26 protein-coding genes are annotated in these 26,635 nt (G+C 74.2%); 10 read left to right on the forward strand and 16 right to left on the reverse strand.

All coding sequences use genetic code 11. From position 1 onward, the window contains the following. Positions 1 to 150: 150 nt before the first annotated feature. From ACFV4F_RS17645 to ACFV4F_RS17655, 3 genes are all read right to left on the reverse strand, one after another. Positions 151 to 1,461, reverse strand: coding sequence for a PQQ-binding-like beta-propeller repeat protein (locus ACFV4F_RS17645; protein WP_380503361.1), 1,311 nt, complete (start codon positions 1,459 to 1,461; stop codon positions 151 to 153). A 259-nt stretch (positions 1,462 to 1,720) separates the two neighbouring features. After that, positions 1,721 to 2,491, reverse strand: coding sequence for an ABC transporter permease (locus ACFV4F_RS17650; RefSeq protein WP_380503364.1), 771 nt, complete (start codon positions 2,489 to 2,491; stop codon positions 1,721 to 1,723). Next, positions 2,488 to 3,222 (reverse strand): ABC transporter ATP-binding protein, encoded by a 735-nt coding sequence (locus ACFV4F_RS17655; protein WP_380493917.1) that lies wholly within the window; start codon positions 3,220 to 3,222, stop codon positions 2,488 to 2,490. Before ACFV4F_RS17655 ends, ACFV4F_RS17650 begins: the two co-directional genes overlap by 4 nt. Before the next feature lie 69 nt (positions 3,223 to 3,291). Here ACFV4F_RS17655 and ACFV4F_RS17660 point away from each other — a divergent pair, with 69 nt between their 5' ends. The 4 genes from ACFV4F_RS17660 to ACFV4F_RS17675 all read left to right on the forward strand — a co-directional run bounded on the left by ACFV4F_RS17660 (position 3,292) and on the right by ACFV4F_RS17675 (position 6,324). After that, a complete protein-coding gene (locus ACFV4F_RS17660; RefSeq protein WP_380446410.1) occupies positions 3,292 to 3,894 on the forward strand; it encodes a TetR family transcriptional regulator in 603 nt (200 codons plus the stop codon). 150 nt (positions 3,895 to 4,044) lie between these two features. Then, a complete protein-coding gene (locus ACFV4F_RS17665) occupies positions 4,045 to 4,398 on the forward strand; it encodes a hypothetical protein (protein ID WP_380503367.1) in 354 nt (117 codons plus the stop codon). Positions 4,399 to 4,485: 87 nt separating this feature from the next. After that, entirely contained in the window at positions 4,486 to 5,499 is a 1,014-nt protein-coding gene (locus tag ACFV4F_RS17670; RefSeq protein ID WP_380503370.1) for a LysR family transcriptional regulator, read from the forward strand. 234 nt (positions 5,500 to 5,733) lie between these two features. Continuing rightward, on the forward strand, positions 5,734 to 6,324 hold the full coding sequence (locus tag ACFV4F_RS17675) for a DUF3592 domain-containing protein (protein WP_380503373.1): 591 nt from the start codon (positions 5,734 to 5,736) through the stop codon (positions 6,322 to 6,324). A 28-nt stretch (positions 6,325 to 6,352) separates the two neighbouring features. Here the strand turns inward: ACFV4F_RS17675 and ACFV4F_RS17680 are convergent, their stop codons facing one another. The 3 genes from ACFV4F_RS17680 to ACFV4F_RS17690 are packed head-to-tail and all read right to left on the reverse strand — an operon-like array spanning position 6,353 to position 8,794. After that, positions 6,353 to 6,679: an SDR family NAD(P)-dependent oxidoreductase gene (locus tag ACFV4F_RS17680; protein WP_380503376.1), complete on the reverse strand. Its 327-nt coding sequence runs from the start codon at positions 6,677 to 6,679 to the stop codon at positions 6,353 to 6,355. Between the two features lie 34 nt (positions 6,680 to 6,713). After that, a complete protein-coding gene (locus tag ACFV4F_RS17685) occupies positions 6,714 to 8,132 on the reverse strand; it encodes a sensor histidine kinase (RefSeq protein ID WP_380503379.1) in 1,419 nt (472 codons plus the stop codon). Then, positions 8,129 to 8,794 (reverse strand): response regulator transcription factor, encoded by a 666-nt coding sequence (locus ACFV4F_RS17690; protein ID WP_380446416.1) that lies wholly within the window; start codon positions 8,792 to 8,794, stop codon positions 8,129 to 8,131. The genes ACFV4F_RS17685 and ACFV4F_RS17690 overlap by 4 nt, the downstream gene beginning before the upstream one ends. 165 nt (positions 8,795 to 8,959) lie before the next feature. Between ACFV4F_RS17690 and ACFV4F_RS17695 the strand changes: the two genes are divergently transcribed. Next, positions 8,960 to 10,213, forward strand: coding sequence for a hypothetical protein (locus tag ACFV4F_RS17695; RefSeq protein ID WP_380503382.1), 1,254 nt, complete (start codon positions 8,960 to 8,962; stop codon positions 10,211 to 10,213). Positions 10,214 to 10,432: 219 nt separating this feature from the next. Here the strand turns inward: ACFV4F_RS17695 and ACFV4F_RS17700 are convergent, their stop codons facing one another. The 7 genes from ACFV4F_RS17700 to ACFV4F_RS17730 all read right to left on the reverse strand — a co-directional run bounded on the left by ACFV4F_RS17700 (position 10,433) and on the right by ACFV4F_RS17730 (position 18,396). Then, positions 10,433 to 11,158: a siderophore-interacting protein gene (locus ACFV4F_RS17700; RefSeq protein ID WP_380503385.1), complete on the reverse strand. Its 726-nt coding sequence runs from the start codon at positions 11,156 to 11,158 to the stop codon at positions 10,433 to 10,435. A gap of 41 nt (positions 11,159 to 11,199) precedes the next feature. Then, positions 11,200 to 12,357, reverse strand: a complete 1,158-nt coding sequence (locus ACFV4F_RS17705; RefSeq protein ID WP_380503388.1) for a CopD family protein — start codon at positions 12,355 to 12,357, stop codon at positions 11,200 to 11,202. Positions 12,358 to 12,532: 175 nt separating this feature from the next. Beyond that, positions 12,533 to 13,954: an MATE family efflux transporter gene (locus ACFV4F_RS17710; RefSeq protein ID WP_380503391.1), complete on the reverse strand. Its 1,422-nt coding sequence runs from the start codon at positions 13,952 to 13,954 to the stop codon at positions 12,533 to 12,535. Positions 13,955 to 13,959: 5 nt separating this feature from the next. Beyond that, positions 13,960 to 14,991 carry a cysteine synthase family protein gene (locus ACFV4F_RS17715; RefSeq protein WP_380503393.1) on the reverse strand — a complete coding sequence of 344 codons (1,032 nt, stop codon included), beginning with the start codon at positions 14,989 to 14,991 and terminating at the stop codon, positions 13,960 to 13,962. A 40-nt stretch (positions 14,992 to 15,031) separates the two neighbouring features. Further along, complete coding sequence (locus ACFV4F_RS17720; protein ID WP_380503395.1) at positions 15,032 to 16,372, reverse strand: Y4yA family PLP-dependent enzyme; 1,341 nt, start codon at positions 16,370 to 16,372, stop codon at positions 15,032 to 15,034. Then, on the reverse strand, positions 16,363 to 17,352 hold the full coding sequence (locus tag ACFV4F_RS17725; protein WP_380503398.1) for an ornithine cyclodeaminase family protein: 990 nt from the start codon (positions 17,350 to 17,352) through the stop codon (positions 16,363 to 16,365). Before ACFV4F_RS17725 ends, ACFV4F_RS17720 begins: the two co-directional genes overlap by 10 nt. Positions 17,353 to 17,406: 54 nt before the next feature. Beyond that, positions 17,407 to 18,396 (reverse strand): TauD/TfdA family dioxygenase, encoded by a 990-nt coding sequence (locus ACFV4F_RS17730; protein ID WP_380503400.1) that lies wholly within the window; start codon positions 18,394 to 18,396, stop codon positions 17,407 to 17,409. Between the two features lie 377 nt (positions 18,397 to 18,773). Between ACFV4F_RS17730 and ACFV4F_RS17735 the strand changes: the two genes are divergently transcribed. From ACFV4F_RS17735 to ACFV4F_RS17750, 4 genes are read left to right on the forward strand one after another with little or no spacing between them, the layout of a single operon-like run. Next, the gene (locus ACFV4F_RS17735) at positions 18,774 to 20,333 is read left to right on the forward strand and encodes an ABC transporter substrate-binding protein (protein ID WP_380503403.1); all 1,560 of its coding nucleotides are present in this window, start codon (positions 18,774 to 18,776) and stop codon (positions 20,331 to 20,333) included. Next, positions 20,330 to 21,328: an ABC transporter permease gene (locus ACFV4F_RS17740; RefSeq protein WP_380448567.1), complete on the forward strand. Its 999-nt coding sequence runs from the start codon at positions 20,330 to 20,332 to the stop codon at positions 21,326 to 21,328. Before ACFV4F_RS17735 ends, ACFV4F_RS17740 begins: the two co-directional genes overlap by 4 nt. Continuing rightward, complete coding sequence (locus ACFV4F_RS17745) at positions 21,325 to 22,194, forward strand: ABC transporter permease subunit (RefSeq protein WP_380503406.1); 870 nt, start codon at positions 21,325 to 21,327, stop codon at positions 22,192 to 22,194. Before ACFV4F_RS17740 ends, ACFV4F_RS17745 begins: the two co-directional genes overlap by 4 nt. Then, positions 22,191 to 23,648 (forward strand): ABC transporter ATP-binding protein, encoded by a 1,458-nt coding sequence (locus tag ACFV4F_RS17750; protein WP_380503409.1) that lies wholly within the window; start codon positions 22,191 to 22,193, stop codon positions 23,646 to 23,648. Before ACFV4F_RS17745 ends, ACFV4F_RS17750 begins: the two co-directional genes overlap by 4 nt. Positions 23,649 to 23,731: 83 nt before the next feature. Here ACFV4F_RS17750 and ACFV4F_RS17755 read toward each other — a convergent pair whose 3' ends face one another. The 3 genes from ACFV4F_RS17755 to ACFV4F_RS17765 all read right to left on the reverse strand — a co-directional run bounded on the left by ACFV4F_RS17755 (position 23,732) and on the right by ACFV4F_RS17765 (position 25,780). After that, the gene (locus tag ACFV4F_RS17755) at positions 23,732 to 24,307 is read right to left on the reverse strand and encodes a MarR family winged helix-turn-helix transcriptional regulator (RefSeq protein WP_380503412.1); all 576 of its coding nucleotides are present in this window, start codon (positions 24,305 to 24,307) and stop codon (positions 23,732 to 23,734) included. A gap of 103 nt (positions 24,308 to 24,410) precedes the next feature. Then, complete coding sequence (locus ACFV4F_RS17760; protein WP_380503415.1) at positions 24,411 to 25,361, reverse strand: M48 family metalloprotease; 951 nt, start codon at positions 25,359 to 25,361, stop codon at positions 24,411 to 24,413. After that, positions 25,358 to 25,780 (reverse strand): BlaI/MecI/CopY family transcriptional regulator, encoded by a 423-nt coding sequence (locus ACFV4F_RS17765; RefSeq protein WP_380448557.1) that lies wholly within the window; start codon positions 25,778 to 25,780, stop codon positions 25,358 to 25,360. The genes ACFV4F_RS17760 and ACFV4F_RS17765 overlap by 4 nt, the downstream gene beginning before the upstream one ends. Before the next feature lie 332 nt (positions 25,781 to 26,112). On the opposite strand from ACFV4F_RS17765, the gene ACFV4F_RS17770 reads away from it, so the two are divergent. Continuing rightward, on the forward strand, positions 26,113 to 26,547 hold the full coding sequence (locus tag ACFV4F_RS17770) for a hypothetical protein (protein ID WP_380503418.1): 435 nt from the start codon (positions 26,113 to 26,115) through the stop codon (positions 26,545 to 26,547). Positions 26,548 to 26,635: the final 88 nt, after the last annotated feature.

Genomic DNA, 26,635 nt, shown 5'->3' on the forward strand with positions numbered 1-26,635 from the left:
CGCGCGGGGGGCGGGCGGCGGCCCACCCCGCGGTCCCCCCACACTACCGCCTCCCCAGCCCCGCCCCCGCGCCCCACCTCAGCCTGGCCACAAACTCCTGCGCAACCCCCGGCCCCCCCCCCCGCCGCAGGACCTTGTGATCCGCGCGAGCTAACTCGCGCCCAGCGGCAGTGCGTGCAGGGCGTCGTCGTGGCCCGCGTAGAGGTGGGTGTCGTCGGCGGCCAGCGACCAGACGTCCTTGCCGGGGATCCCGTCGCGGAAGGTCCAGAGCTGCCGGCCGGTCGCGGCGTCGATCGCCCACACGCCACCGGCGGCCGGCCCGGGGACGTACAGCACGCCCTTGGCCACCAAAGGTTGGCTCCGGACGTCCAGCGGGAACGGCAGCCGGTAGGACCACACCTGGCGGCCCGTCGCTGCGTCGTGGCCCGTGAGCAGGCCGTTGTCGCGCGGGACGTAGGCCCGGGCGCCGTCCGCGACCGGCGGCAGCGCCCGCCACTGTTCTCCCGCGGCCGGACCGGCCGTCCAGCGCGACTCGCCGTTCGGCGCCAGCGCGCGGACGCCCCCGGTGCCGTCGGGGACATAGATGTTCTCCGGTCCGGGGGTGTACCAGCGCAGGTTCTCGTCCGCCGGGGCCTTCCACACCTCCCGGGCGTCGGTGGCATCCCGGACGACCACCTCGGTGCGCTCGTCGGCTCTGCGCCTGCACAGCAGCAGGCCGGGGGCGGCCGTCACGGGGGCCAGCAGGTTCTCGCCGGCCCCGAAGGGCAGCGACCAGAGCACCGACCGGTCCGAGACCCGGATCGCGAAGACCTTGGTGTCGGGTGACGTGGTCGTGGTCGAACCGTAGTTGAGGACCGAGCCGTACAGCGTGCCGCCGTCGCAACCGGCCAGTTGGACGCTGCCGCGGCCCAACTCCGCCGGCAGCGGCAGGCTCCAGTCGCCGCCGGGGTCGGTGAGATGGCGGGACTCGATGCGGCCCTGGAAGGTGGTGAACAGCCGGTCCGGCCCGAACACCACGCTCCCCATGGCGTCCGGGCCGCTCGGCGGGTACGGGCGCGGCTGGTCGAAGGTGATCAGCCGCGCCGGGGCGCCGCTCGCGGGATCCAGCACCACCAGCCTGGTGCGGGACGGGAACAGCGGCCGGCCCGGCCGGCCCGGCCGGTCCGCCAGCCGCTCGGGCGCCATCGCCTCCGCCCCCCGGTACGTCCAGGCCGGCGCGGGCCCCTCCGCCGCGGTCGGCCGCGGCGTCGGCGGCGCCGTCCGGGCGGAGCGCCCGAAGGCCCACAGCGCCGCGCCCCCCGCGAGCACCCCGGCCCCGACGAGCAGTCCCCGCCGGCCGAGCCGCGGCCCCTCCCCGCCCCCGCCGACCACGTCCCCGGGCGTCCCGCCGGCACCGCCCGCGTCGTCCCACTGCCACGAGCCCTGCTCCGCCGACCGCTGCCCGGCCGAAGGCGACTCCATCTACCGGCTCCCTCGTCCCCCCAAGGCAGCGCTCACCGCCGCCGATCAACGGAGACTACCGAACATCCGTCCCCGATCTATTGCGGCGGTGCGAACCGGCCGGGTCTCGGATCAGCCGGCAGTCGGCGGCGTCCCGTCGGCCGCCGTCCGGCATGGCCCTTCGCGCACTCCGGCCGCCGGGCGGGCAGGCTCGGGACCACGCACACCGTGGTCCGGCGCTGCCGGCGGGAGGGTACGGCCACGTGGACCGAGGGCGGTATCAGGCGGTTCGGCGGCGGAGGGTGGCGGCTCCCAGGGCGAGGGCGAGCAGGGCGGAGCCGGCGACGACGGCGAGATCGCGGGCCACGGCTGAGTCGGCGGTGGCGGTGGTGGTGAGCCGGGTCATCGCGTCGACGGCGTAGGAGAGCGGCAGGACGTCGGAGGCCCAGCGCAGCGCGGTCGCCATGGCGTCGCGCGGGACGAAGAGCCCGCACAGCAGCATCTGGGGGAGGAGGACGGCGGGCAGGAACTGGACGGCCTGGAACTCGGTGGCCGCGAACGCCGAGACCAGGAGGCCGAGCGCCATGCCGAGCAGTCCGTCGGCGACGGCGACGGCGAAGACCAGCCAGGTGGGGCCGGCGATGTGCAGGCGGAGCGGCCCGATGGTGAGGGCGGTGGCGAGGGTCGCCTGGAGCAGGGCGACGGCGCCGAAGGCCAGGGCGTACCCGAGGAGCAGGTCGAGCTTGCCCAACGGCATGGTGAGCAGCCGTTCCAGGGTGCCGGTGGTGCGTTCGCGGAGCATGGCGACCGAGGTGACCAGGAACATCACGAGGAGCGGGAAGACGCCGAGCAGGGCGGGGCCGGTCCGGTCGAAGGTGGCGGGCTGGGCGTCGAACATGTACTTGAGCAGGACGAGCAGCAGGCAGGGCACGACCAGGAGCAGGGCGAGGGTGCGCGGGTCGTGGCGCAGCTGGGTGAGGACGCGGCGGGCGGTGGCGAGGGTGCGCCGCAGGGAGTGTGCCGTCCGCGGCCGGGTGCGGGGGGTGGTCATCGGCCGGCCTCCACCAGTTCGAGGAACGCGCTGTCGATGTCGGCGGCTCCGGTGGCGCGGAGCAGCGCGTCGGGGGTGTCGTGGGCGAGCAGCCTGCCGTCGCGCATCAGCAGCAGGCGGTCGCAGCGGGTGGCCTCGTCCATGACGTGGCTGGAGACCAGCAGGGTGGCGCCGCCGTCGGCGAGCCGGCGGAAGAGCCGCCAGAGGTCCTGGCGGAGCACCGGGTCGAGGCCGACGGTCGGCTCGTCGAGGATGAGCAGCTCGGGGGTGCCGAGCAGGGCCGCGGCGAGTGAGACGCGGGCGCGCTGGCCGCCGGACAGGCGGTCGGCGATGTCGCGTTCGTGGCCGGTCAGGCCGACCTGGGCGATCACCCGGGCGGGGTCGGTCCCGGGTGCGCCGAGGACGGCGGCGAAGTAGTCGAGGTTCTCGGCGACGCTGAGGTCGCCGTAGACCGAGGGGGCCTGGGTGACGTATCCGACGCGGTGGCGCAGGGCGGGGCTGCCGGCGTCGAGGCCGAGCACCTCGACGCGGCCGGCGGCGGTGCGCTGCACGCCGACGACCGAGCGCAGCAGGGTGGTCTTGCCGCAGCCGCTGGGGCCGAGCAGGCCGGTGATGGTGCCGGCGGCGATGTCGAGGTCGAGGCCGTGGAGGACCGGGCGGCCGCCGCGTTCGACGGTCAGGCCGGTGATGCGGACCGCGGGGCCGGGCGGCCCCGCCATGGAATTCATCATGTGATGAGTTTTGCGCCGCCGGGGGTGCCGGTCAAGTCGCGCGCAGGTGTCACCGGTGACAATGGCCTCGTGAGTGGCGAGGGGAATCAGCAGAAGCGGGTCGGACGGCGCCCCGGGGGAGAGGACACCCGGGGCGCGGTGCTGGAGGCGGCCCGGGCGGAGTTCGGGGCCCGCGGGTACCAGAAGGCGAGCATGCGGGCGATCGCCCGCGCGGCCGGTGTGGACGCCGCGCTGCTGCACCACTACTTCGGGACGAAGGACCGGCTGTTCCTGGCGGCACTGGACTTCCCGGTCGACCCGCGGGCCGTCGTGGAACGCGTGCTCGCGGGCGAACGCGAGCGCGTCGGCGAACGCGTGGCCGCCTTCGTCCTCGGGCTCTGGGAGGAACCGGCGGTACGGGACCGGCTGCTGGCGCTGCTGCGCACGGCGGCGGCCAGCGAGGAGGTGGCGGCGCTGGTGCGGGGCTTCATGGTGACCGAACTCGTGGGCCGACTGGCGGGCGAACTCGACCTGGAGGAGCCGGAGTTGAGGGTGGAGCTGACGCTCTCGCAGATCGTCGGGCTGGCGATGGCGCGCTACGTGATCCAGGTGGAGCCGCTCGCGTCGGCACCCGCGGAACGGCTCGCCCCGCTCCTGGCCCGGACGGTGCAGGGATACCTGGCCGAGCCCTGAGGGTGCGCGGCGCCGGGCCTGGCGGCGCCGCCGGACCGTTCTCGGGCACAGCTCGACAGCACGACGGTAAGCCGATGACGTCCCGCCGCCCTCCCAGTAGGCTTCCGAGCAGTGACGTCGGCAGTGACGTCGGCGGGGAGGACGCGGAACATGCTCGGCTGGTGGATCGGCATCACGGAACTGAGCCCCGATGAATACGACCGGGCAATCCCCGAGCAGCGCCGTGACTTCGTTCTCGCCAGGTGGGAGATCGGGGCGTCAGGGATCACGTGGGTGGAGGAGCTGGTGGCCGCGGGCAAGGCCGAGCAGTTGATCCGCGGCGGGTACCCCAACCGCTACACCGCCCGCGCGGAGCACGTCCTGCCCCTGCTCGCCGCCGGTGCGGTGCCCGGCTCCGGTACCGGAACGTGGGTCCAGGCCCGTGCCGTGGAGACACATCCGGAACGGATCGCCGCGTGCCCGGCCGACCGGGCACTGACGATCGAGGTCTGGGACCTGTCCTAGAGACGCTCGGACGAGCGGTCCGGACCGGCGCCGCGGCCTCTGCCAGGATGGGCGTCCTCGACCCGGGCGGTGCGAAAGGGCGGCGCAGTGGTGGAACTCGACCCGAAGAGACTGCTGATCCTGCGCCAGATCGCCGACTCCGGCAGCGTGGCGGGCGCCTCGCGCGCCCTCGGCCACACGCCCTCCGCGGTGTCCCAGCAGCTGAGCCGGCTGGAACGCGAGGTCGGCGTCCCGCTGGTGGACCGCACCGGCGGACGGGCCGAACTGACCACCGCCGGACGCCTGCTGGCCGGCTACGGCGACCGGATCGGCCAGGCGCTCCAGGACGCGGCCCGCGACCTGCGGGCACTCGGCGGGGCCGCCGCCGGCCCGGTCGCCATCGGTGTGCCGGCGCCCGCCATCACGTTCTTCGCCACCACCGCCGTCCACCTGCTCGCCCGCACCCACCCCGACCTCGTCCCCCGGCTGGTGGAGACCGGGCGGCAGGAGGGGCTGCGCGCACTCCGCCTGGGCGAACTGGACGTCCTCGTCATCGAGGACGACCGGCAGGAGCCCACCCCGCTGCCGCCCGGCGTCGAGGCGAGCGTCATGTTCGAGGACGCCTACCGCCTGGTCGTTCCGGCCGACTGGCCGTCGCCCGCCGACCCCGCCCAGCTGTCCGGCCGCCCCTGGATCACCGCCCCGGCCGGCTCCCCCCGGCAGCTGGCCTTCCAGCGCCTGGCCGCCGAGCACAGCATCGTGCCGCTGGTGGAGCACACCGCCCGCTACCGCTTCGCCGTCTACACCATGCTCGCCGCGCGCCTCGGCGCCGCGATCCTGCCCGCGAACGCCGCCGCCCTGATCGGCCCGGGCGCCGGCACCGTCACCTCGCTGCCGGTGCCCGGCTCCTACCTGGTGCGGCTGCTGCGGCGCACCGGCCCGTGGGGCGCGCCCTCGGCGGTACGGGCGGCGGGCGAGGCGCTCCAGAGCGCGCTGCTGACGGCGGGCGAGCGGCTGGCGGCGCAGGGCCTGACCGACGGTGAGCCGCGGGTGAGCAGCCACCTGGTCGATCCCGGCGAGCGGACCGCACCCGGCGGGCCGTCCGCCACGCCTGTGCCGTAAGCATCGCTGAACGCCGGGGGTGAGCACCGCTTTCTGGTGCCGGTTCCGCGCCTCTGCCAGCGTGGCCGGGTGACCACCACCGCGGACGACCGACCTCCCGCTCCTCCGACTCCTCCCGCTCCTCCGACTCCTCCGACTCCTCCCGCTCCTCCGACTCCTCCGACTCCCGAGGACCGACGGCCCCCCGCCGCCCCGAGCCGGGCCGGCGGCCCGCGCCGCCGGGCGGGAGGCGCCGTGCGACTGCTCCAACGCGCGGCCTGGGCCGCGGTGTTGGCCGGCGCGGTGACGACGGCCTGCACCCCGTGGGGCTCGACGCCCTGGTACGCCGGCTGGAGGGGTGCGGCCGGTGCGGCGGCAGTCGCGGCGCTGGCCGGACCGGTGAGCGTCGCCCTGGGCGAGAGCCCGCGCTCCGGCTCCGTGGCCGGCGCCCTGTTCCGCAGCGCCCTGCTCGCCCTGATGCTCTGCGTGTTCGCCGGCGGTTTCGCCTTCTCCCTCAGCGGCTGGTTCCACCAGCACGACCGCGACGTTCACGCCACGCTCCGGCTGTCCGCCACCGTCACCGGCTGCCACGACAGCGGCGACACCAGCACCGAGTGCACCTACCACTGGACGGCGGACGGGCACGAGTACCGCGCCGACGAGGGCGCGGACGAGCAGTGGCCCGACGGACACCGGGTCGGCGTACGGATCGACCCCGTGCACCCGCAACGGGCTCCCGTCACCGGCGGCGGCTACTGGCTGCTGTGGATCATGGTCGCCGTGGGCGGGCTCGGCACCCCGTTCATCCTGTGCGCCTGGTGGCTCCTGGAGGAGCCCGCGGAGTAGAGCCGGGAGGGAGCGAGGGGTGATCGGGTCAGGCCTGGCCGGCGGGGCGCAGCAGGATCTCGTGGATGGCCAGGCGCCGGGGGCGCTGGAGGGCGAAGGTGATGACCTCGGCGACGTCCTCGGCGGTGACCTGGGCGACGTCGTAGAGCTGCCGGGCGCCCTGGCAGGTCGCTTCGTGGGTGATGTGGGTGGGCAGCTCGGTGGCGACGACGCCGGGCTCGATGACGGTGACGCGGACGTCGGGCAGCAGCTCCTTGCGCAGCGACTCCGACCAGCCGTTGATGCCGAACTTGGTGGCCGCGTACACGCCGCTGCCGGCGTTGGCGACCCGGCCGGACGGCGAGGAGGGCCCCACCGGGACGTGAGCCCCGGCGACGGCCGCGGGAGGCTCATCCCGTCGGCAGGGAGAGCTCGAAGCAGCCGCCGGCGCCGGTGGACGGCCGACCGAGGGTGAGGTCGCCGCCTGCCGCGCGGGCGAGGCGGCGGGCCAGGGCCAGGCCGAGGCCGGCGCCGTCGTGGCCGTCCCCGGGATCGGCCCGGCGTCCTGGCTCGAACACCGCCTCGCCCACCCCCTCGGGGATGCCCGGGCCGTCGTCGCTGACCACCACCGTGACCGAGCCGGGCCGGCCCGTGCACTCCATGGTCACCGACGTCCGGGCGTAGCGGCGCGCGTTGTCGAGCAGCGGCGCCAGGATGCGCTCGACGATCGGGGCCGAAACGCCGGCCACGACCTGTGCGTCACCCCCGTGTACCCGAACCGGCGGCGCGTGCGGGAACTCCTGGGCGCTGCGCTCGGCCAGCGTGGCCAGCAGTGGCGCGAGCAGGCAGCGGCCCGGCGCCTCGCCGGTTCCGCCGCCCGCGCCGATCCCGTCGCGGGCCTGGGAGAGCAGCGTCTCGCAGATCTCCCGCATCCGCGCCGAGCTCTCGGCGATGGCGCGGTGGGCGGCCTGTTGTTCGGCGGCGTCCCGGGGCCTCGCCAGCAGCCAGTCCGTCTCGGCCGTGATCCGGGCCAGCGGTGTGCGGAGCTCGTGCGAGAGCTCCGCGGTGAGCTGCTGCTCGTGCCGCAGGACGGCGGCCAGCCGGTCCAGCAGTTCGTCGAGGTTGCCGGCGAGGGCGGACAGTTCGGCCGGGCGCCGCGCGGTGCCGAAGCGGCGGGTGGTGTCGGCGGCGCTCCAGGCCGCCGCCTGGGCGCTCATCGCCGCCACCGGGCGCAGCGCGCCTCCGACCACGGCCCGGGTGACGAGGTACACGGCCGCGAGCATGAGGGCGGCGAGGGCCGCGGCCGCGGTCAGGGCGAGTTCGGCCGTGGGTTCTCCGGGGTCCGGTCCGACGGCGGCCACGACGGCGCCGACGCGTCGGTCGCCCGCGAGGACGGGCAGGACGTAGAGGCGGGCGGGGTCGGGTCCGGTGCTGCGGCTGAATCCGGCGGGGCCGCCGGCGAGCCGGTCGGCGGTGTTCTGGAGGGCGCGCGAGGCGGTCGGGCGTTCCAGGGCCTGGTCGTCCTGGTAGATCCAGACGCCGACGTCGAGGGCGCTGTCGTCGGCGGGTTCGTCGATGGTGAGCCTGCCGTCGGCGGACGGGCGGACGGTGGCGGCCGCCGCCGTGGCCCGGGTGCGCAGCAGTTCGTCGGTCTGGCTGTTCAGTTGTGCGGTGAGCAGTCCCTGGAAGACGGCCGTCAGCACGGCCACCCAGACCGCGATGCTGACCAGGGCGATCAGTGCCAGGCGGCCGCGCAGAGTGCGGGGACGCAGCGAACGCAGCCGTGTCGGCAGCCGGTGGGGGCGGATCCGCCCGGTGGAGGGTCTCATTCGAACCGGTAGCCCACGCCGCGCACCGTGGCTATGCCGTGCGCGCCGTCCACCTGGCGCAGCTTGCGACGCAGGCGCGCCAGGTACTGGTCGAGGGTGTTGTCGGTGACCATGGCGCCCTCCGGCCAGCCCGCGCGCAGCAGCGCCCGCCTGCGGACGACGGCTCCGGGTACGGCCATCAGGCAGGCCAGCAGCCGGAACTCGGTGGGGGTCAGGGCGACCGAGCAGTCCCGTCCGGCCAGGACGTGCCGGGCCGGGTCGAGGCGCAGCTCCGAGCCCCCGCTCCCGGGTTCGCAGCCGAACCGGCGCATGGCGGCGCGCAGCCGCGCGGCGAGCTCGGCCATGTGGAAGGGCTTGGCCAGGTAGTCGTCACCGCCGGCCGAGAACCCGGACAGCCGGTCGGTGAGTCCGCCGTGCGCGGTCAGGAACACCACGGGCACGGCGAAGCCGTGGGCGCGCATCGCCTGGCACACGTCCCGGCCGTCGGAGTCGGGCAGGCCGATGTCCAGCACCACGGCGTCGACCTGCTGCCGCACCGCGCGCAGCGCACTCGCGCCGTCGGCGGCCGTCAGCACGTCGAACTGTTCCTCGCGCAGGCCGCGGGCCAGGGCCTCGCGCAGTCCGTGGTCGTCCTCGACGACCAGTACCCGGTGATCGGTCATCGGCACAGTATCGCCCGTCCGGATGAGAGCAGCCTGGGCGGCTCAGGACGCCGGGGGCCGCCTCCCGGCAGGTGGCCCCCGGCCGCTGTGCCCGCGGTGACCTCGCGGATTCCCGCGGTGACGCGCTCAGGTTGTGTTCAGGTCGCGCGTGTCAGCCTCGGCGTCATGACATCCACCATGGAGCGATCCGGGGCCGCGTCGCTCGGCCGCCAGTTGATCAACAAGGTGCCCGAGGTCACGATCTGGTTCTGGGTGATCAAGATCCTCTGCACCACGGTCGGCGAGAGCTTCGCCGACTGGATCAACACGACCCTCGGCGTCGGCCTGGTCGACACCTCGTTGATCTTCACCGCCGTGCTGGCCGGCGCCCTGGGCTGGCAGCTCGGTACCAAGCGCTACGTCCCGTTCGTGTACTGGCTCACCGTCGTGGTGCTGAGCGTGACCGGCACCCTGTACACGGACATCCTCACCGACAGCCAGGGCGTCCCCCTCGCGGTGAGCAGCGGCGTGTTCGCCGGCGTCCTCGCCGTCGTCTTCGGGATCTGGTACGCGCGTGAGCGGACGCTGTCGATCCACAGCATCGTCACCCGCTCCCGTGAACTCTTCTACTGGCTCGCGGTCCTGGTGACCTTCGCCCTCGGCACCGCGGTCGGCGACTGGACCCTGGAGCTGACGGGCTGGGCCCCGGGCGTGTCGGTGCTCCTTCCGCTCGGGCTGATCGCCGCGATCGTCGTCGGTCGGCGCCTCGGCGCCGGCGCGGTGCTCTCCTTCTGGCTGGCCTACATCCTCACCCGCCCGCTCGGCGCCAACCTCGGCGACTGGCTCGCCTCGCCGAGCAGCGACGGGGGCCTGGGCCTCGGCACCGCCGTGACCAGCGTGATCTTCCTGGCCGCGATCCTCGCCACGGTCGTCCACCTCACCCGGAGCCGCAGCGACGTCATCGCGGCCGACGACGGGGCCCGCACGCCGCAGGCGGCGAACCCGGCGCGTGAGCGGGTCATGCTCGGCTACTTCGCCCTCGTGGCGGTGGCGGCCGGAGCGCTGCTCGTGTGGGCGAACCAGCAACCGCACGCGGCCGTGGCCGGCGAGGCCGACGCCCCGGCACCCGTGGCCGCTTCCCTCACGCCGCAGCAGGCGACGTCCTCCTTCCCCCCGGCGGAGATCGCGAAGTTCCGCACCATCGCGTCCGACACCCTGGCCAAGCTCGACGCCGGGGACCAGAAGGCCGCGACCAGCCGGGTGAAGGACCTGGAGACGGCGTGGGACGACGACCAGGACAGCCTCCAGCCCAAGAACGGGCAGGCCTGGCACTTCCTCGACGGCGAGATCGACCACGTCCTGACGTCGCTGCGCGCCTCGCACCCGGACAAGGCCGCCGAGGTCCAGGCGCTCGACACCTTCCTCGCCTCGCTCGGCTGACCGACCGCGACACCGACTGCCCGCCGCTCGGCGCAGTGCCGAACTCGGGCGCTGCGGAGGGCGGGAGCAACGTGGTGGGGGCGGGGGGGGGGGCGGCGCGCCCGCCGGGGCCCCCCCGCTGAGCGGGGCGCCCGCACCGCCAGGGGGGGGCGGGGGGGCCGGGGCCCGGGGGGGGGGCGGGGGGCGGCGCGCGCCCCCCCCCCCCCCCCCCACGGGTCTTCAGGGCCGCCAGTACCCGAGGGCGTGGGTGCGGGGCCTGGGGACGCCGAGGTCCTTGCGGACGAACCGGGCGAGTTCACGCGTGGTGACGGTGTCGCAGGCGATCCACACGTACGCCTCGGCCGGGTCGCCGAGCAGGCCGGGCAGGGCCGTGCGGACCTGGGCCGCCAGTCGTCCCCCGGCGTCCTCCCGGGGGACGAACCGGAAGTCGTGGTGGTCACGGCCGGTTCGCGACACCGGCAGTCGTTCGTCGCTGTCGTGCTGGGTCTCCAGCCAGATCGTCGCCGGCACGCCCGGCAGTGCGCGGAGCAGGGAGCCGATCGCGGGGGCCGAGGCGCGGTCGCCGACGAGGAACATCCGGCGGGGCGTCGGCTCGGGGGCCGCGAACGCGGATCCCTGGACGGTCGCCTGGATGGAGTCGCCGGGCGCCGCCGCGCTCGCCCAGCGGCTGGCCGGGCCGTCGTGGAGTGCGAAGTCGATGCCGAACGTCCCCGCGGCGGGGTCCGGGTCGACCAGGGTGTAGGCGCGCTGGTGCGGGCGGCCCGCCTCCGGGAACCACAGCCGCACCCACATGGTGGGGTGCACGCCGGTGGCGTCCAGCATGCCGCCGTCCGCGAAGCGCACCCGGCGGCAGTCCGTGGTGACGTCCTCCGCGGTGGTCACCGTGAACGCGAAGTCCCGGCCCCGCATCACCTTGAGGGCCAGGCCCTCCCAACCTCGTCCCATGGCACTCCTCGATCCCGTGGACGGTGAAAGCGACCGGTGGGTCAGGCAGTCGCAGGCGTGGCCGGCCGGCGGGCCAGGGCGTCGGAGGCCTTCGCCGTCGCGTACAGGGAGACGGCCAGCGCGATGGTGAGGGCGGCGCCGCCGGCGAAGACGGTGCCGGAGGAGACGGCCTTCGGGCTGCCGGCCTCGGTGCGGGCCGAGCCGGAGATGAACGGCATCGCGGCGAGCACGGCGACGCCGAGGACGACCTCGCCCCAGACGACCTTGGGGAAGTGCCGGAGGGTCAGGTGCAGCAGCGAGGTGGTGTCGTCGGCGGCACGCGCCCGGACGATCCGGGGCATCAGCCAGAACTGGTTGAAGGCGCCCGCGACGACCAGCCCGGCGACCAGGAGGATCTTGACGAGCAGGGCGATGCCGTAGCCGGTGGTCCACAGCTGCGAGATGCCGCCGACGTGCTTCCAGCTCAGCCACAGGCCGGAGACGGTGACCGCGCCGACGCAGACCATGGCGACGAGGCCGAAGCGCCGCCACATGTCGGCCCACAGCAGCCCGGCGCCGTCGCCGAGGCTCTTGCGGGTGCCGGCCAGGGCGACGAGCAGGGCCAGGCCGCCGAGCCAGACGGTGCCGGACACGATGTGGGCCTGGTCGAAGACCGGGTTCAGCCACCCGTCGAGGTCGGCGGGGGCGGTGGCCGGCACGGCGCCGATCAGGGTGACGGCGAGGGAGAGCGGCAGCGCGGCGAGGGCGATCCGGTCCACGTGGCGGCGGGCGGTCGGCGCGAAGAGGGCGATCAGGGCGGCGGCGGTCACGACCAGGACGGCGTTCTGGACGAGGTAGACCGTGCCCTGGGCGATCCAGGCGCCCTTGGCCGCGGGCGCCTGCAGGTAGTCCCATACCCGGCCCGGGGCGAGCGCGTCGCCGAAGGGCATGCCCTTGCCGGCGCGGGCGACGCGGGCGGCGAGCTGGAAGTAGCCCGCGACCAGCAGGACCACTCCGGCCCAGGCGAGGTAGCCGGCGGACCGTCTGCGCAGGATCTCGGCGTCCCCGGTGCTCGTTTCCGGGGCGCGCAGGGCCGGGCGCACGGTGGCCGCATAGGTGACGGTGGCTCCGACGGCCCCGCTGAGGCCGAGGAAGTAGCCGGTCTTGGTGAGGACCCGCCAGAGCTGGGGCATGGCGTATCCGGCCGTGTTCGCGGCCAACGAAGCATAGTGCATAAGGTAAGGCTAACCTAAATCTTATTCGGGGTCATGACATGGGGGCGAAATTGCCGACCGTCACCGTCGTGTGGGCCGTGGGGCCGATCAGGGCTGGTCGTTGGCCCTGACCGGCCCCACGGCTCACACGACGGACCGGTGCGGTGACCGCGGCAGGTGCTCAGGTGCCGACCGCAGCGGATTCGGCGGTGGTGGTGCCGGCTCGCGCGGTCAGGGCGAGGCCGTAGCGGCGCAGCAGGAGGACGGCTGTGGTGGCCAGGCCGATGAGCAGGCCGAGCCACAGGCCGCGGGTCTCGCCGCCGAGGGGGTAGGCGAGGAGCCAGGCGGCGGGCAGGCCGACGGCCCAGTAGCCGATGAGGGTGATGCGGAAGCCGCTCCTGGTGTCGTCGAGGCCGCGCAGGAGGCCGACGCCGATGTTCTGGGCGCAGTCGAAGAACTGCAGGACGGCGACGACAGCGAGGAGCCCGGTGGCGATGTGCAGGCCCTGCTGGTCGGCAGCCGTGCCGGGGTCGAAATAGGGCCGCAGGACGAGGCGGGGCACGGTGAGGTAGGCGATGCCGACCAGGGTGGTGACGACGGCTCCGCAGGCCAGTGCGGTGTTCTTGATGCGGCGGGCGGCTGCGTATGCGCCGAGGGCGAGTTCGCGGCTGACGTTGATGGAGGCGGCGTGGGAGAGGCCGACGGCGACCTGGAAGACGATGTAGATCAACTGGTTGACGGCGGTGTGGGCGGCGAGCGCGGCGGCGCCGAAGCTGCCGGCGAGGAGGGCGGTGACGGAGAAGAACCCGGCCTCGGATCCGTAGGTGGCGGCGATCGGGGCCCCGAGACCGAGCAGGCGGCGCACCGTGCCGGGGTCTGCGCGCCAGAAGTCCGGGGTCAGCAGGGGGGCGAGCCGGGAGTCGCGGCGGGCGGAGGCGTAGAGGGCGAGGAAGGAGAGCAGGTGGACGCTGCTGGTGGCCACCCCGATGCCGGTGAGGCCGAGCTTGGGCAGGCCCCAGGTGCCGTGGATGAACGCCCAGTTGAGCGCGGCGTTGACGGCGACGGAGGCGATGGTGATCCGCAGCAGCGCCTGCGGGCGGCGCATGCCGACGGTGAACTGGCGGATCGCCTGGAACCAGAGGCAGGGCACCAGGCCGGGGGCGAGCGCGGCGAGCATGCCCTGGGCGCGGTGGGCGACATCCGCGTCCTGGCCGAGCCGGGTCGCGGCCTGGCCGATGAGGACCATGAGGACGGCGCCCGCGATGCCGGTGAGGGTGGCGACGGCCATCGCCGCCCGTACCAGGCCGCGCACCTCGTCCCCGTTCCCGGCCTCGGCGGCTGCGCCCTCGCTCCGTTCGGCGCGGGCGGCGGCGGCCGCGACCTGGTTGCCGACGGAGGTGACGAGCCCGACGCCCATGGTGCGCAGTTGGTTGAAGACGACCAGGGCGAGGCCGCCGGCCGCCAGGGCCTCGGTGCCGAGGGCGCCCATCATGATGGTGTCGGTGGTGGTGAGGGCGACCTGGGCGAGCTGGGTGAGGACGAGCGGGACGGCGAGGGCGGCGAGGGCGCGGCTGTCGCGGGCGAGGGTGGTTAGCTGCTGCATTGTCATCAGTTCCTGCGGAGCTTGGTCAGCGTCTCGTCGATCCCCGCTTCGACCGCCGGGTCGAGGAGGTCGCGGGCGGTCATCCAGTCGTCGTTGAAGACGGTGTCCATGTACTTCTCGCCGCCGTCGTTGACGAAGGCGACCATGACGGCGTCGGGGGCGAGGCGGGTCAGCCGGTCCAGGGCCTCGTGCACGACGCCGCCCGCGGAGCCGCCGACGAGCAGGCCGGTGCGGCGGGCGACGGTCCGGGCGGTGGCGAAGGCCTCGACGTCGCCGACCTTGACGCCTTCGTCGATGAGGTCGTAGTCGACGAGCAGGCCGATGGTGGCGCCTTCGGGGGTTCCGGTGCCGGACTGGTAGTAGTCGTGGGCGGGCGGGCCGAAGGCGACGGAGCCCTTGGGCTCGACGCCGACGACCGCGACGCCGGGCACGTGCCTCTTGAGCTCGCGGGCGGTGCCGCACAGGCCGCCGCCGGTGCCGACGGCACCGATCAGGACGTCGACCCGGTTGTCGAGCGCCTGGGCGATCTCGCGGCCGACCGCGTAGTAACCGACCGCGTTGCTGGGGTTGTTGTGCTGTTCGGTGAAGAAGGTGTTGTCCTTGCCGCGGGCCATGTCCTCGGCGAGTTCCTCGCGAGCGGCGGTGTGGAGTTCCTCGCCGTCGGTGTCGGCGTCGACGTGGACGAGCTCGGTGCCCATGGCCTTCATGCCGCGCAGCTTGTCGGCGGCGGCGTGGTTGTCGACGACGGCGGTGAAGCGGTAGCCGCGTTCGGCGGCGACGACGGCGAGTCCGAGGCCGGTGTTGCCGGAGGTGGACTCGATGATGTGGCCGCCCTCGCGCAGGTCGCCGCGCCGTTCGGCGTCGAGGACCATCTGGCGGGCCATGCGGATCTTCGCGCTGCCGGTGGGGTTGAACATCTCCAGTTTGAGGAGCAGGCGGGCGCCGTTGTCGGCGCGGGCGAGTTCGAACAGCGGGGTGTAGCCGATGAGGTCGGAGATCCGGCTGACCACCGGGGGGCGGGTCAGGGCGTCGGTCATGGCGTGAGGCTCCGTCGGGATGCGGTGTGCGGGGTGGTGGTCAGCGGTCGAGGCGCCAGCGGGGCCGGCCGCCATCGTCGGGGTGGTCGATGACGACCTTCGGCGGCAGCGGCAGCTCGTGGAAGGGGGACTCGTTGGAGTCCATCTGGTAGCCCGCGGTGTTGGGGTAGACGAGCAGGTCGCCGACCCGGGGCCGGGCGGGGAAGGGGACTTTGCGCCAGGTGAGCAGGTCGGAGTCCAGGCAGCTCGCGCCGCCGACGCACGCCGGGAAGGGCCCGGGCGTCGTCTCCGGCGAGCGCGCGGGGAGCAGCTGCGGTTCGGGCAGGTACTCGCTGTCGAACCACTGCTCGGACAGGCTCAGGCTGGTGCCGTCGACGGTGACGATGCCGTACCCGGTGCGGTCCTTGACGCCCTGGACGCGGAAGACCGAGGCTCCGGCCCGGTCCAGCAGGGCGCGGCCGGGCTCCAGCAGCAGCATGACGCCGGCCTCGCGAAGTCGGGTCGCGAGGCTCGCACCCGTGCCGCCCGGCCGGGCGGCGAGGATCGCGCGCAGGGCGTCGGATCCGGCGACGGGGGAGTGGTAGGGGTAGAAGTCGCTTGCGGCGAAGGACTTCTGGCCGTGGTAGTGCGCGGGGCCCTGCTCGGTGAGGAAGGCGTCCCAGGTGTCGGCGGCGACGTAGTCGACGGGGAATCCGCCGCCGATGCTGATCCGGTCCGCCTGCAGGCCCGACATCCTCGCCTTGAGGCAGAGTTCGACGAGTTCTCCGGCGAGGTCGGCGCGGGCCTGGATCTCGTAGCCGGAGAGGTGGAAGCTGAACCCTTCCATGCGGACGGTGTCGCCGGCCCGGGCGCACCGGTCCAGCGCCTGCTGCAGCTGTGCGTCGTCGAGGCCGAAGCGGCTGCGGCGCTGCGAGGGCGGGTGGCGGCGCAACAGGACCCGGGCCGGGCGCTCGCCCGTGCGGGCGAGCAGCCGGTCGAGTTCGTCGAGGGCGTCGACGGCGATCAGCGCGCCCTGCCGCACGGCCACGCTCAGCAGTTGCTCGGACTTGGCCGGCCCGGTGACGACGAGGTCCTCGCCGCGCACGCCGTGGCCCAGTGCCTCGCGCAGCTCGCCGAGGGAGGCGACGTCGACGCCCGCGCCCGCGGCGGCACAGCGATCGATGAACACGCCGGCCTTGTTGGCCTTCTTGGCGTAGTACACGCGGCCTTCGACTCCGGCATCGGTGAGTGCGGCGCGGAAGCCGGCCAGGTTGGTGTCGAAGCGTTCGGGCAGCAGGTAGTGGAAGGGGCCGCCGAGGCCGTGGGCGAGTTCGTGGAGCAGGCCGCCCGCGTGCAGACGCTCGGTCAGCGGGTCGGGGTGGGCGGGCAGGGTCAGCGCCACAGGGCCACCTCGGTGCCGAGGCCCTGGCCGGCGGCGAGCTGGGCGAAGCGGTGGCCCAGTGCGATGTCGGTGACGACGAGTCCGCTGTTGTAGGCGAAGATCCGCTGCCCGGGGGCGGTGCGGGCCTTGGAGACGCCGGAGATGACGACGGGCAGCTCCAGGTCGACGGCAGGGAGGTTGCCGTCCTGGTCAGCCATGTCGGTGCCGGTGACGCGCATCTGGGCCTCGCTGGTGGCGATCACCCGGTCCGCGCGGTGGAGGGTGGACGGCGCGAGGCCGTGACCGACGAGGATCGACACCGAGCCGGGCTTGAGCCAGTCGGCCTCGACGGCGGCCGGGGTGTGGCCGCCGGCGGTGGCGACGATGACGTCGGCGTCGCGGGCGGCGGCCTTGAGGTCGGTGACCAGTTCCAGCTCGCGGTCGGGGAAGTGGCGGGCGAGTTCGGCGCGGACGGCGGCGATGCCGTCGGGGTGGGTGCCGGACAGCAGCAGGCGCTCCAGCTTCGGCAGGGTGGTGAGCAGGAACGGCAGGGCGAGGCGGCCCTGGGTGCCGGTGCCGATGACCAGTGCGGTCGAGGCGTCGGGGCCGGCGCACTCGCGGGCCAGCAGCGCGGAGACGGCCGGGGTGCGCAGCGAGCCGATGCGCGAGCAGTCCATCATCGCGACGGGCAGGCCGGTGACGTCGTCGTAGACGGTCAGCGTCGTGTAGTAGTGCTGCTCGTCGCGGCCCTTGTCGAGGCCGTGCTTGTACGAGGTCTTGACGGCGACGACGTTGCGCACGCCGTCGCGTCCGAGCATGGCGTAGGACACCGAGTGGCCGTCGGCGGGCTTGACGGTGAGTTTGCGCGGGTTGTCGGACTGGCCGGCGGCCAGGGTGCGGTAGGCCTGTTCGACGGTGTCGACGACGTCGGCGAGGCCGATGTCCAGGCCGGCGAGGTCGCTGGTGGACAGTACGCGAAGGGTGGTGTCGTCCCGGTCCATGGATGTGCCCTTTCGAGGTGGTGGGGCGGCGTCGGTGATGGCAGTTCAGACGGGTCAGGCGGCCCAGGCGGTGAGGGCGGCCTGGCCGTAGCCGTGTTCGTCGTGCTCGGCGAGCGGGCGGGTGGGACGGTCCTCGACGCGGACGGAGGCGCGCTTGAGCCAGCGGTCGGTGCCGTCGTAGCGGGCCCGGAAGGGGACGCGGCCGTGGACGACGAGGTCGTTGTCGACGACCAGGACGTCCCCCGGCTCCAGGCTCACCGCGACCGAGACGCGGGCCAGCTCCTCACCGAGGCGCTCGTACGCCTCACGCCACGCCCGGTCGGTCTTCTCCAGCGGGGTGTAGGCGGGGTCGTAGCGCATGGTCAGGCCGTCGGGACCGTCGAAGAGGGTGGGTACCGGGGCCGGCCGGCCGCCGAACTTCCGGGCCTGCTCGTAGGCGTCGTCGGGCAGGATCGGCGCGACGGGGCGCTTGAGCTGTTCCAGGTCGGCCTGCGCGAGTTCGGCCAGGCGCACACTGGCGGCGGTGGTGGCGATGCCGTCGTGGTTGCGCATGCAGCACAGCAGCAGCAGGTGGGCGCGGCCGGGGTGGAAGGCGTCCTCGGTGTGCGGGGTGAGCAGGACCGAGCTGGACGCGCCGGTCTGCTCGCTCTCGTGGCCCGGCGAGGGGACGATGTTGTGCACGAACCGGCCGTCCTGCTGGCCGTCCCAGGCGATCGGAGTGCCCATCAGGGCGGAGACGAGCAGCAGGGTCACGTCCCACAGTGCGCCGGCGTCCGCGACGGTCGACCAGTGGCCCGGGGTCGGGCCGAGCTCGGCGTCGTCGACGGTCAGGCCGCGCAGGACGAACAGGCCGTCAGCGGTGTCGACCGGGCGCAGCCGGTGGCGCAGCGCCTTGCTGAACTGGGCGCACATGACGGGCAGGTCGGCCAGGAGGGAGGGGCTGGTCGCGGAGCCGTGGAAGGCCAGCAACTTGGCGGCGGTGGTGGTGAGTTCCGTGGCGGTGGCGGTGTCGAGACGGCGTACCGGGGCAGGGCAGGTGGGCACGGGGGGACCTTCCGGGGGCAGGGGAGGAGAGATGGCGCGGGCACGTGGCATCACCGCGCCGGTGCGGGACGGCGGCGGGAGCTGGGCGTGGGGGTGTGGTCCGGGGCGGCTCGAACGGCCGGACGACAGGAAACGTAACAACGACTCCGAAGTAAGGCAAGCCTTACCCGGTCCGGTGTCTACATGTGCGTAGTCTCGGTTTCGGGCGGCGGTGCAGGCGGCGCACGGGCTCAACTCCCCAGCTCATGGCCCGCCTTGTGGTTAAAGGGCGCACGGTCCGAGGTGTGGTGCGCCGCGCTCGGCGGCTTGCGCCCCGTCTCGAACTTAGGGTAGGTAAACCTAAGCAAATCGAGCGCGACCCGAATCGAGGAACGAACGTGGGCGTCACCAGACGACAGCTGCTGTGGGCCGGTGCCGGTATCGGGGCGGCCGGGGCACTCGCTGCCTGCAGCAGTGGCGCGGGCGGATCCACGAGCGCCGCTCCCTCTGACGGCGCCTCCCAACAGCCCCGCGCCGGCGGCACGTTGAAGGTCGGCGCGCTCGGCAAGGCCTCGGCGGTCACCCGCGATCCGCACGGGACTCAGGCCAACGAGAGCGACTACCTGATCATCAGCCTGATCTACGACACGCTCGCGATACCCGGGGACAGGACCAACACGGCCCCGCGCCTGGCCGCTTCGTGGAAGCCGTCCGAGGACCTGAAGACCTGGCGCTTCACCCTCGCCGACGGCGCCACCTTCCACGACGGCACCCCCGTCACCGCCGACGACGTGGTCTGGTCGCTCAAGCGCCTGCGCAACACCCCGGCCGGCAAGAGTCGCCTGCCCGGTATCCAGCCCGAGGGCATCACGGCCGAGGACGCCAGGACCGTCGTCCTGGTCTCCGACTACCCCAACGCCGACCTGCCGCTGCTGACCCGCCTGACCACCTTCGTCCTCAAGAAGGACACCAAGGACGACGCGATCGCCGGCGCCCCCGGCACCGGCCCGTTCAAGATCGACTGGTACCGCGACGGCAACGCCCGCCTGGTGCGCAACGACGCCTGGTACGGCGGCAAGGTCCTCCTCGACGCCGTCGAGGTGCGGCTGTTCGAGAGCCCCCAGGCCATGGCCAACGCCTTGCTCGCCGGGCAGATCGACGTCGCCTCCAACGTCGGCGCCGTCGCCGCCCGCACCGCCGAGGCCCGCAAGGACGTCCGGATCCTGCGCCGGCCCAACGACATGGCGATGCCGATCGTCATGCGCACCGCCGACGGCCCGTTCGCCGACGTGCGGGTGCGCGAGGCCCTGCGGCTCGCCGTCGACCGCGACGCCATGGTCAAGCAGGTCCTCTCCGGCTACGGCAGCGTCGCCAACGACATCCTCGGCACCGGCGACCCCGCCTTCGCCAAGGACATCCCGCAGCGCACCCGCGACCTCGCCAAGGCCAGGCAGCTGCTCGCCGACGCCGCCTTCGACACCTCCAAGACCTACGACCTGATCACCACCGAGGACATCGCCGGCCTCGCCGAGTCCGCGACCCTGTTCGCCACCCAGGCCCGCGAGGCCGGGGTGAAGATCAACGTCGTGAAGCAGGACTCCAAGGTGTTCTGGGACGCCACCTGGCTCAAGGGCACGCTCTACACCACCTACTGGGGCACCAACGACTCCGTCGTCTTCTTCGCCTCCAAGACGATGCTCTCCGACGCCGGCCAGAACGAGTCCGGCTGGAACGAGCCCGCCTTCGACGAGACCTACCGCAAGGCCATGGGCACCGCCGACGCCGCCGAGCGCGACAAGCTCCTCCACCAGCTCCAGGAGACCGAGTTCGCCGAGTCCGGCTACCTGCTGTGGGGCATGGCCGACGGCATCGACCTCGCCGGAGCGGCCGTGCGCGACCTGCCCAAGCTCCCCGGCTACGGCCGGGTGCAGCTCGAGAAGACCTGGCTGGCGCGTTGACCACCCTTCACCCCGCGGACGCGCGAGCGTCCCGGAGCCACCCGGCCCGCACCCTCCCCGGTGCGGGCCGGGTCGCCCGGCAGGCCCTGCGGCGCCTGGTCCTGCTCGTCGTCCTGCTCGCCGCCGTCTTCGCCGCCGTCGAACTCCTGCCGGGCGACGCCGCGGGCGCGACCTCGGACCGGGGTGTCACCGCCGCCGACCTCGCCGCCCGCCGCGCCGCCCTCGGGCTCGACCGCCCGGTAGCGCAGCGGTTCTGGGACTGGATGACCGGCCTGCCGACCGGCGACCTCGGCACCACCGCACGCGGCCGGCACGTCACCGATGTCCTGGCCGGCCCGTTCCCCAACACCCTCCTGCTCGGCGGCCTCGCGCTGGTCCTCAGCACCGTGGGCGCGCTCGCCCTCGGCGGTTGGTCCGCGCTGCGCCCGGGCGGGCGCACCGACCGGGCCGTCGACGCGCTGTCCACCGCCGCGTTCGCCCTGCCGGAGTTCGTCGTCTCGGTCGGCCTGCTCCTGCTGCTGTCCCAGTGGACCGGCTGGCTGCCGGCCGTCACGCTCACCGGCCCGGACGGCAGCCCCGAGTCCTGGACGATGACCGTCCTGCCGCTGCTCTCCCTGGCGGTCCCCCAGATCGGCTGGAACACCCGCATCGTGCGCGGAGCGCTCGCCGACCAGGCCGCCCTGCCGCACGTCCAGGCCGCGATCCTCGACGGCCTGCCGCGCCGACGCGTCCTCGGCCGCCACATGCTCCCCGGCGCCCTGCCCGCGATCGCCGTGGGCATCGCCACGTCCGCCGGCATGCTGCTCGGCGGCACCGTCGTCGTCGAGACCCTCTTCAACTACCCCGGCATCGGCGCCGTCCTGGCCGGAGCCATCACCGACCGCGACACCCCGCTCGTCGCCGGGGTGGTGGCCGCCGCCGGCGCCGCCGTCAGCCTGCTCCTGCTGCTCGCCGACCTCGTCCGCACCACCGCCCTCGGAGACGAGCGCCGATGACCTTCCCGACCACGACCACGACCACGACCCCAGCCACGACCCCGGCCACCGCGCCCATCCGCCGGAAGGGACGCGTCCTCGCGCGTGCCGTGCCCGCACTCGTTCTCGTCGTCCTCGCGCTCGCCGGGCCGCTCCTCGCCCCGCACCCGATCGACACCCCGGTCACCTTCCCCTACGCCGGAGCGGGCGGCGACGCACCGCTCGGCGGCGACCAGCTCGGCCGGGACGTCCTCAGCCGCCTCCTCACCGGCGGTGCACCCCTGATCGCCACCGCCCTGGCCATCGCCCTGGTCGTCACCGCGGCCGCCACCGCCATCGGCATCGCCGCCGCCCTGCGCCCCACCCTGGGCCGGTGGATCGAACACGCCGCCGACCTGACGATCCTCCTCCCTTCCGTCCTGGCCATCATGCTCGTCGCCCTCGCCTGGCCGGCCGGCGGCCGCCTCGCCGTCGCGGCCGCCGCCACCCTGCTCGGCATCCCCTATGCCGTACGCATCGTCGCCGCCGCGGCCGCCCCGATCGCCACCACCGGCTACGTCGAAGCGGCAGCCGCAGGCGGCGAGAACCTGTGGCACCTGACCGTGCGCGAGGTCCTGCCCAACCTGCGCTCCACCATCCTCGCCCTGTTCGGCCTGCGCTTCGTCGAAGGCGTCTACATCGTCTCCGTCGCCGCCTTCCTCCAACTCGGACCCCAACCCCCGGAAGCCGACTGGGCGTTGATGATCCGCGAGAACGCGGCCGGCCTCACCCTCAACCCCTGGGCCGTCGGCGCCCCCTGCCTGGCCATCGGCCTGCTCGCCATCAGCGTCAACCTCGCCGCCGAAGCCCTCGCCCCCGCCCGGCCCACCCCGGAGACCCCGCTGTGAGCACCACCGCCGCCCACGCTGCCGCGCTGTCCATCACCCTCGACGGCACTCCGCTGCTCACCGACGCCACCCTCACCCTCACCCCGGGCCACGTCACCGCGATCACCGGACCCTCCGGCGCCGGCAAGACCACCCTCCTGCGCGCCCTCGCCGGAGCACTCCCGCCGGGCGCCCACGTCGCCGCCGGAACCCTCACGGTCCTCGGCCACGACATCCTCGCCCTCCCGCCCGAGGACCTGCGACACCTCCGCCGCCACAAGCTCGCCTTCGTCGGCCAGGACCCGGGCTCCGCACTCAACCCCCGCATGCGCGTCGCACACCTCGTCACCGAGACCGCCACCGACCGCCGCGGCACCTCCGTGCCGGACCTGCTGCGCGCGGTCCACCTGCCGGCCGGCGAAGGCCTCGAACACCGGCGAACCGGGAACCTCTCCGGCGGCCAGCAGCGACGCGTCGCCCTCGCCCGCGCGCTCGCCCGACAGCCCGCCGTCCTCCTCCTCGACGAACCCACCGCCGGCCTCGACGCCGCCCTGCGCGACGACATCGCCGACCTCCTGCGCGCCATCGCCGCCGGCGACGCCATCGCCATCGCCCTCACCAGCCACGACCCGGACTTCGTGGCCCGCTGCGCCGACGACGTCCTCGTCCTGCGGCCCGAACGTCCGGCAACGACCCCGAGGACACCGGCAACGCCGCCGGCGCCCGCACGGGCTCGCGCTTCCGCGGACACGGTGCCTGTCGTGGAGGTGACGGCGCTCGACGCGCACGTCGGCACCGGTCGCAGCCGCCGCCGGGTCCTCACCGGTCTCGACCTCACCCTGCGGACCGGCACGTTGACCGGGATCACCGGCCCGTCGGGGTGCGGCAAGACCACCCTGCTGCGCACCCTCGCAGGCCTCCACCGCCCCGAGGCAGGCCGAATCTCCCTCGGCGGTGAACACCTGGCCGCCACCTACCGGCGCCGCGGCCGGGACCAGCGCCGCCGCATCCAACTCGTCCCCCAGGACCCGCTCGGCGCCCTCAACCCCGCCCACACCGTCGGCGCCACCCTCGTGCGCCCGCTGAAGCTCCACTTCGCCGCGCCCGCCGACAGCCGCGGGGATCGCGTCGCCGCACTGCTCACCGCGGTGGGCCTCGCACCCGACCACGCCGCCCGGTACCCCCACGAACTCTCCGGCGGGCAGCGCCAGCGCGTCTCCATCGCCCGCGCGCTGGCCGCCGAACCCGACGTCCTGCTCTGTGACGAGATCACGTCCGCCCTCGACGCCGACACCGCCGACGGCATCATGGACCTCCTGCGCGACCTGCGCGACGGCCGGGGCCTCGCCGTCGTCCTCGTCAGCCACGACCTGCCGATGGTGGCGGCCCACGCCGACGCCGTCCTCACCCTCGGGGGCTCCGACGGAGCGTCGCTCACGGACAACCGGCCGGCCCCGAGCCCGGTGCGGAAGTGAACGCGCCCGGCCGCTGATGCCGGGGCTCACGAACCCCGCCGCGGCCGGCCCGGTGTCCTGAGCCGGATCTACCTGGGCCGGATCTAACCGGCCTCGGCGGCGTCCGGTTCGTCGGTGGCACCCGCGCCTTCACGTACCGGGGTCCAGGTCCGGCGGGGCCCCGGGGTCAGCGTCCATCCGCCCTTCCCCTGGGGGTCCGTCTGCCGGCCGACGCCACGGGCGGCGGTGGCGCGCACCCGCCGGAGCAGGGAGTTGAGCTCGACGCGCTGCCCCTTCGTCAGGGACGCCAGCAGGTCCTCCTGCACGGCCGACGCATCGGTGTGGAGCACGTCCAGTGCGGCCCGGCCCGACGCGGTGACCGTCAGCACCTCCTGTCGCCCGCCGACGTGGACGACCATCGACTGCAGCAGGTGTGCCGACAGGAGGTCCTCAAGTGCCTGGTCCACCTCGGGCGCGGGTGCCGTCACGCGGGCGGTGAGGTCATGGCGGCCGTGCGGCCCCAGCCGGGCCAGTGCCGACAGCAGCGCGTGGTGGACCGGGGACAACCCTCGTCGTGCCAGCCCCGCCGTCAGCAGGCGGTCGACGGCCTTGCCGGTCTCCGAGAGGAGGTAGACGGTCTGCTCGAACGGACTCGACGATTCGTTCCGCCCGTCGTACACACCATGTCCCCATCATCGGAAGAGCGCGACGCTCCGGGCGCCGAAGAGGTAAGTCGAGGCTCACCATACCCACGCTTCCGATGGTTGGTCTACATCGATGTCGTCACTGCCGCGATCGGCCGGTGACCATCTCCGCCACGTGCTCCACGTGCTCGTGCAGGTTGTAGGCGAGGCCCATCGCCAGCAGGGCCGAGACCAGCACCACGGTGACGAGCGCGGCGGCGACCGCGCGCGGCCCGCGCCCCTTCGGCCCGGCGGGCTCAGGGCCCAGGAGCGCTTCCACTCGCCGGGGCACCGGTCCCGTGCTCACGGAGAGGAAACCCTCGCCGTGCCGTCCGGGAGCGGCGGAGCCGGCCAGTGCGGCACGGGCGATGGCAGTCGCGGCGGTCCGCCGGTCGTCCACCACACGGGCGGCGGCCTCGTCCGCCCACCGCTCCAACTGGAACTCCAGGGCGCTGCCCAGCCGCCCCAGGGCCGGATGCACGGCGGCGGCGAGGTCGGCGATGCCCGAGAGCAGATGGTGCCGCCCGCTGAGATGGGCCCGTTCGTGCGCGAGCAGCACCGCGCGCTCCGACGGTCGCAGGGCCCTGAGCATGCCCTCCGTCACGACGACGCGGCCGGCGTGCCCGCGGTGGCGGGGCAGGGCGAAGGCCTCCGCTTCCTCGCCCGGCAGGACGAGGAGGTCGCCGTCGGCCGTCCCCTCGCCGGTCAGCCTCCACGCGCGCGACAGCAGCGCGCGATGCCGACGCGCGGCCAGCGAAACCCGGACCACCTGCGCGGTGAGCAGCACCCCGGCGACGCAGGAGACCGGCACCACCGCAGGCCACTGCGCGACCACGCGGGCGAGCGGAAGTCGCTCCAGCCCCGCGAGGAACGGCACGTGGAAGAGGCTGATCAGCGCCGCGACCGTGCCACCCGCGAGCAGCACCGCCGTTCCGGTGAGTGCGAAGGAGGCCTCGCGGGGAGGGAGCAGCCCGGCCAGGCGGCGTGCTGCGGGTACCGCTGCCCACGGGAGGGCGACGGCGAGGGCGACGATCAGCAGGACAAGTGTCATGCCCCGCCCTCCGGTTCCACCGCGCCCTCCAGGGCCGGGGGCCGTTCGGTCTCCGCTTCGAGGAGGAAGCGACGCAGGGCGTCCCCGTCGTCGGCGGAGAGCGAGGACACGAACCGCTTCAGCACGAGGTCCCGGTGCGGCTCCTTCTCCAGCTCCCGGCGCATCCGGCCGGCCGCCAGACCGGCGGCGTCGGCGACGGGCGCGTAAGCGAAGGACCGCCCCGGCCGGGTGCGGGCCAGGGTTCCCTTCTCGTGCAGGCGGGTCAGGATCGTCGCCACCGTCGTACGGGCGAGGTCCTGCCGCAGGGCACCCTTGACCTGCTGAGCGGTCAGCGGCTCGTCGGCCGCCCACAGCACCGCCATCACGTCCGCGACGAGCTCCCCGTGCGGGCGCCTGGCCTCCTGGCGGTCCCTCGCCATCTCTCCCCCTCTTCCGATGCGTCCGGTCGGCACATCCCGGGAGCCGACCGGCCCGCCCGAGCCCGGTGTGTGGAGAAGGGGGACGGCTTGCGTAGCTTAGGTGTGCCTCAGCTAACTTTACGGGGAGGGCGACTGCCCACCGCAGGGGGGCCTGGCCCTGTTCGCGGCGGATGCCGGCTTGGCGCTCCAGCGGCAGCTGTTCGGTGGGGGGGCGTCGTTCTTCTCGGTGCCTGCTACGCGCCGGGGTTGAGGCTGAGGACCGTGAGGCTCGGGTAGGTGTGCCCGCCGATACCGCGTTGCGCGGGCGGGGGAGTCCGGGCCAGGATCGGGGGATGTTCGAGCTGCTGCCGGAGACCGGTCTCGTGTTGCCCCGCGGGGCGGGTGCGCTGCGGTTCGGCATGTCCGAGCGCGAGGCGCAGTGGGCCGTCGCGACCCTGGCGGATGTGCACGAGTACTGGGTCTGCCAGGCCGGTTGGGCCTTCTCGGCCCGCTACGAGGGCTTGGAGCTCCTCGCCTTCGGGGACGTCGTCGACCGGTCGGGCCGCACCGGGCGGGACGTGGACGGGCTGGCGTCCGTCTACGTCCAGCGGCACGACTCCGCGCCGACGGCGCCCTCCGCCGTGCCGGTGGTCCTCCAGGACGTCGACCTGTTCGGCTACCCGGCGGCCGAGGTGCTGGTCGCCCTGGAGCCGGACCTGCACCCCGCGGTGAGGCTCCGGCCGGCCCCGACCGGCTTCCTGCGGGAGGCGGGGCTCTCGGCGCTGTGAGGAGGCCCCGGGCCGGGAGTCACGGCGGCCGGCCGGCGATGGGGATCGCCTGGGTCACCGTCTCGCCGGCTTCCGTGTCTCCGACGGG

Origin of the sequence: Kitasatospora sp. NPDC059722 (assembly GCF_042733235.1) — a bacterium.
Taxonomy (GTDB): domain Bacteria; phylum Actinomycetota; class Actinomycetes; order Streptomycetales; family Streptomycetaceae; genus Kitasatospora.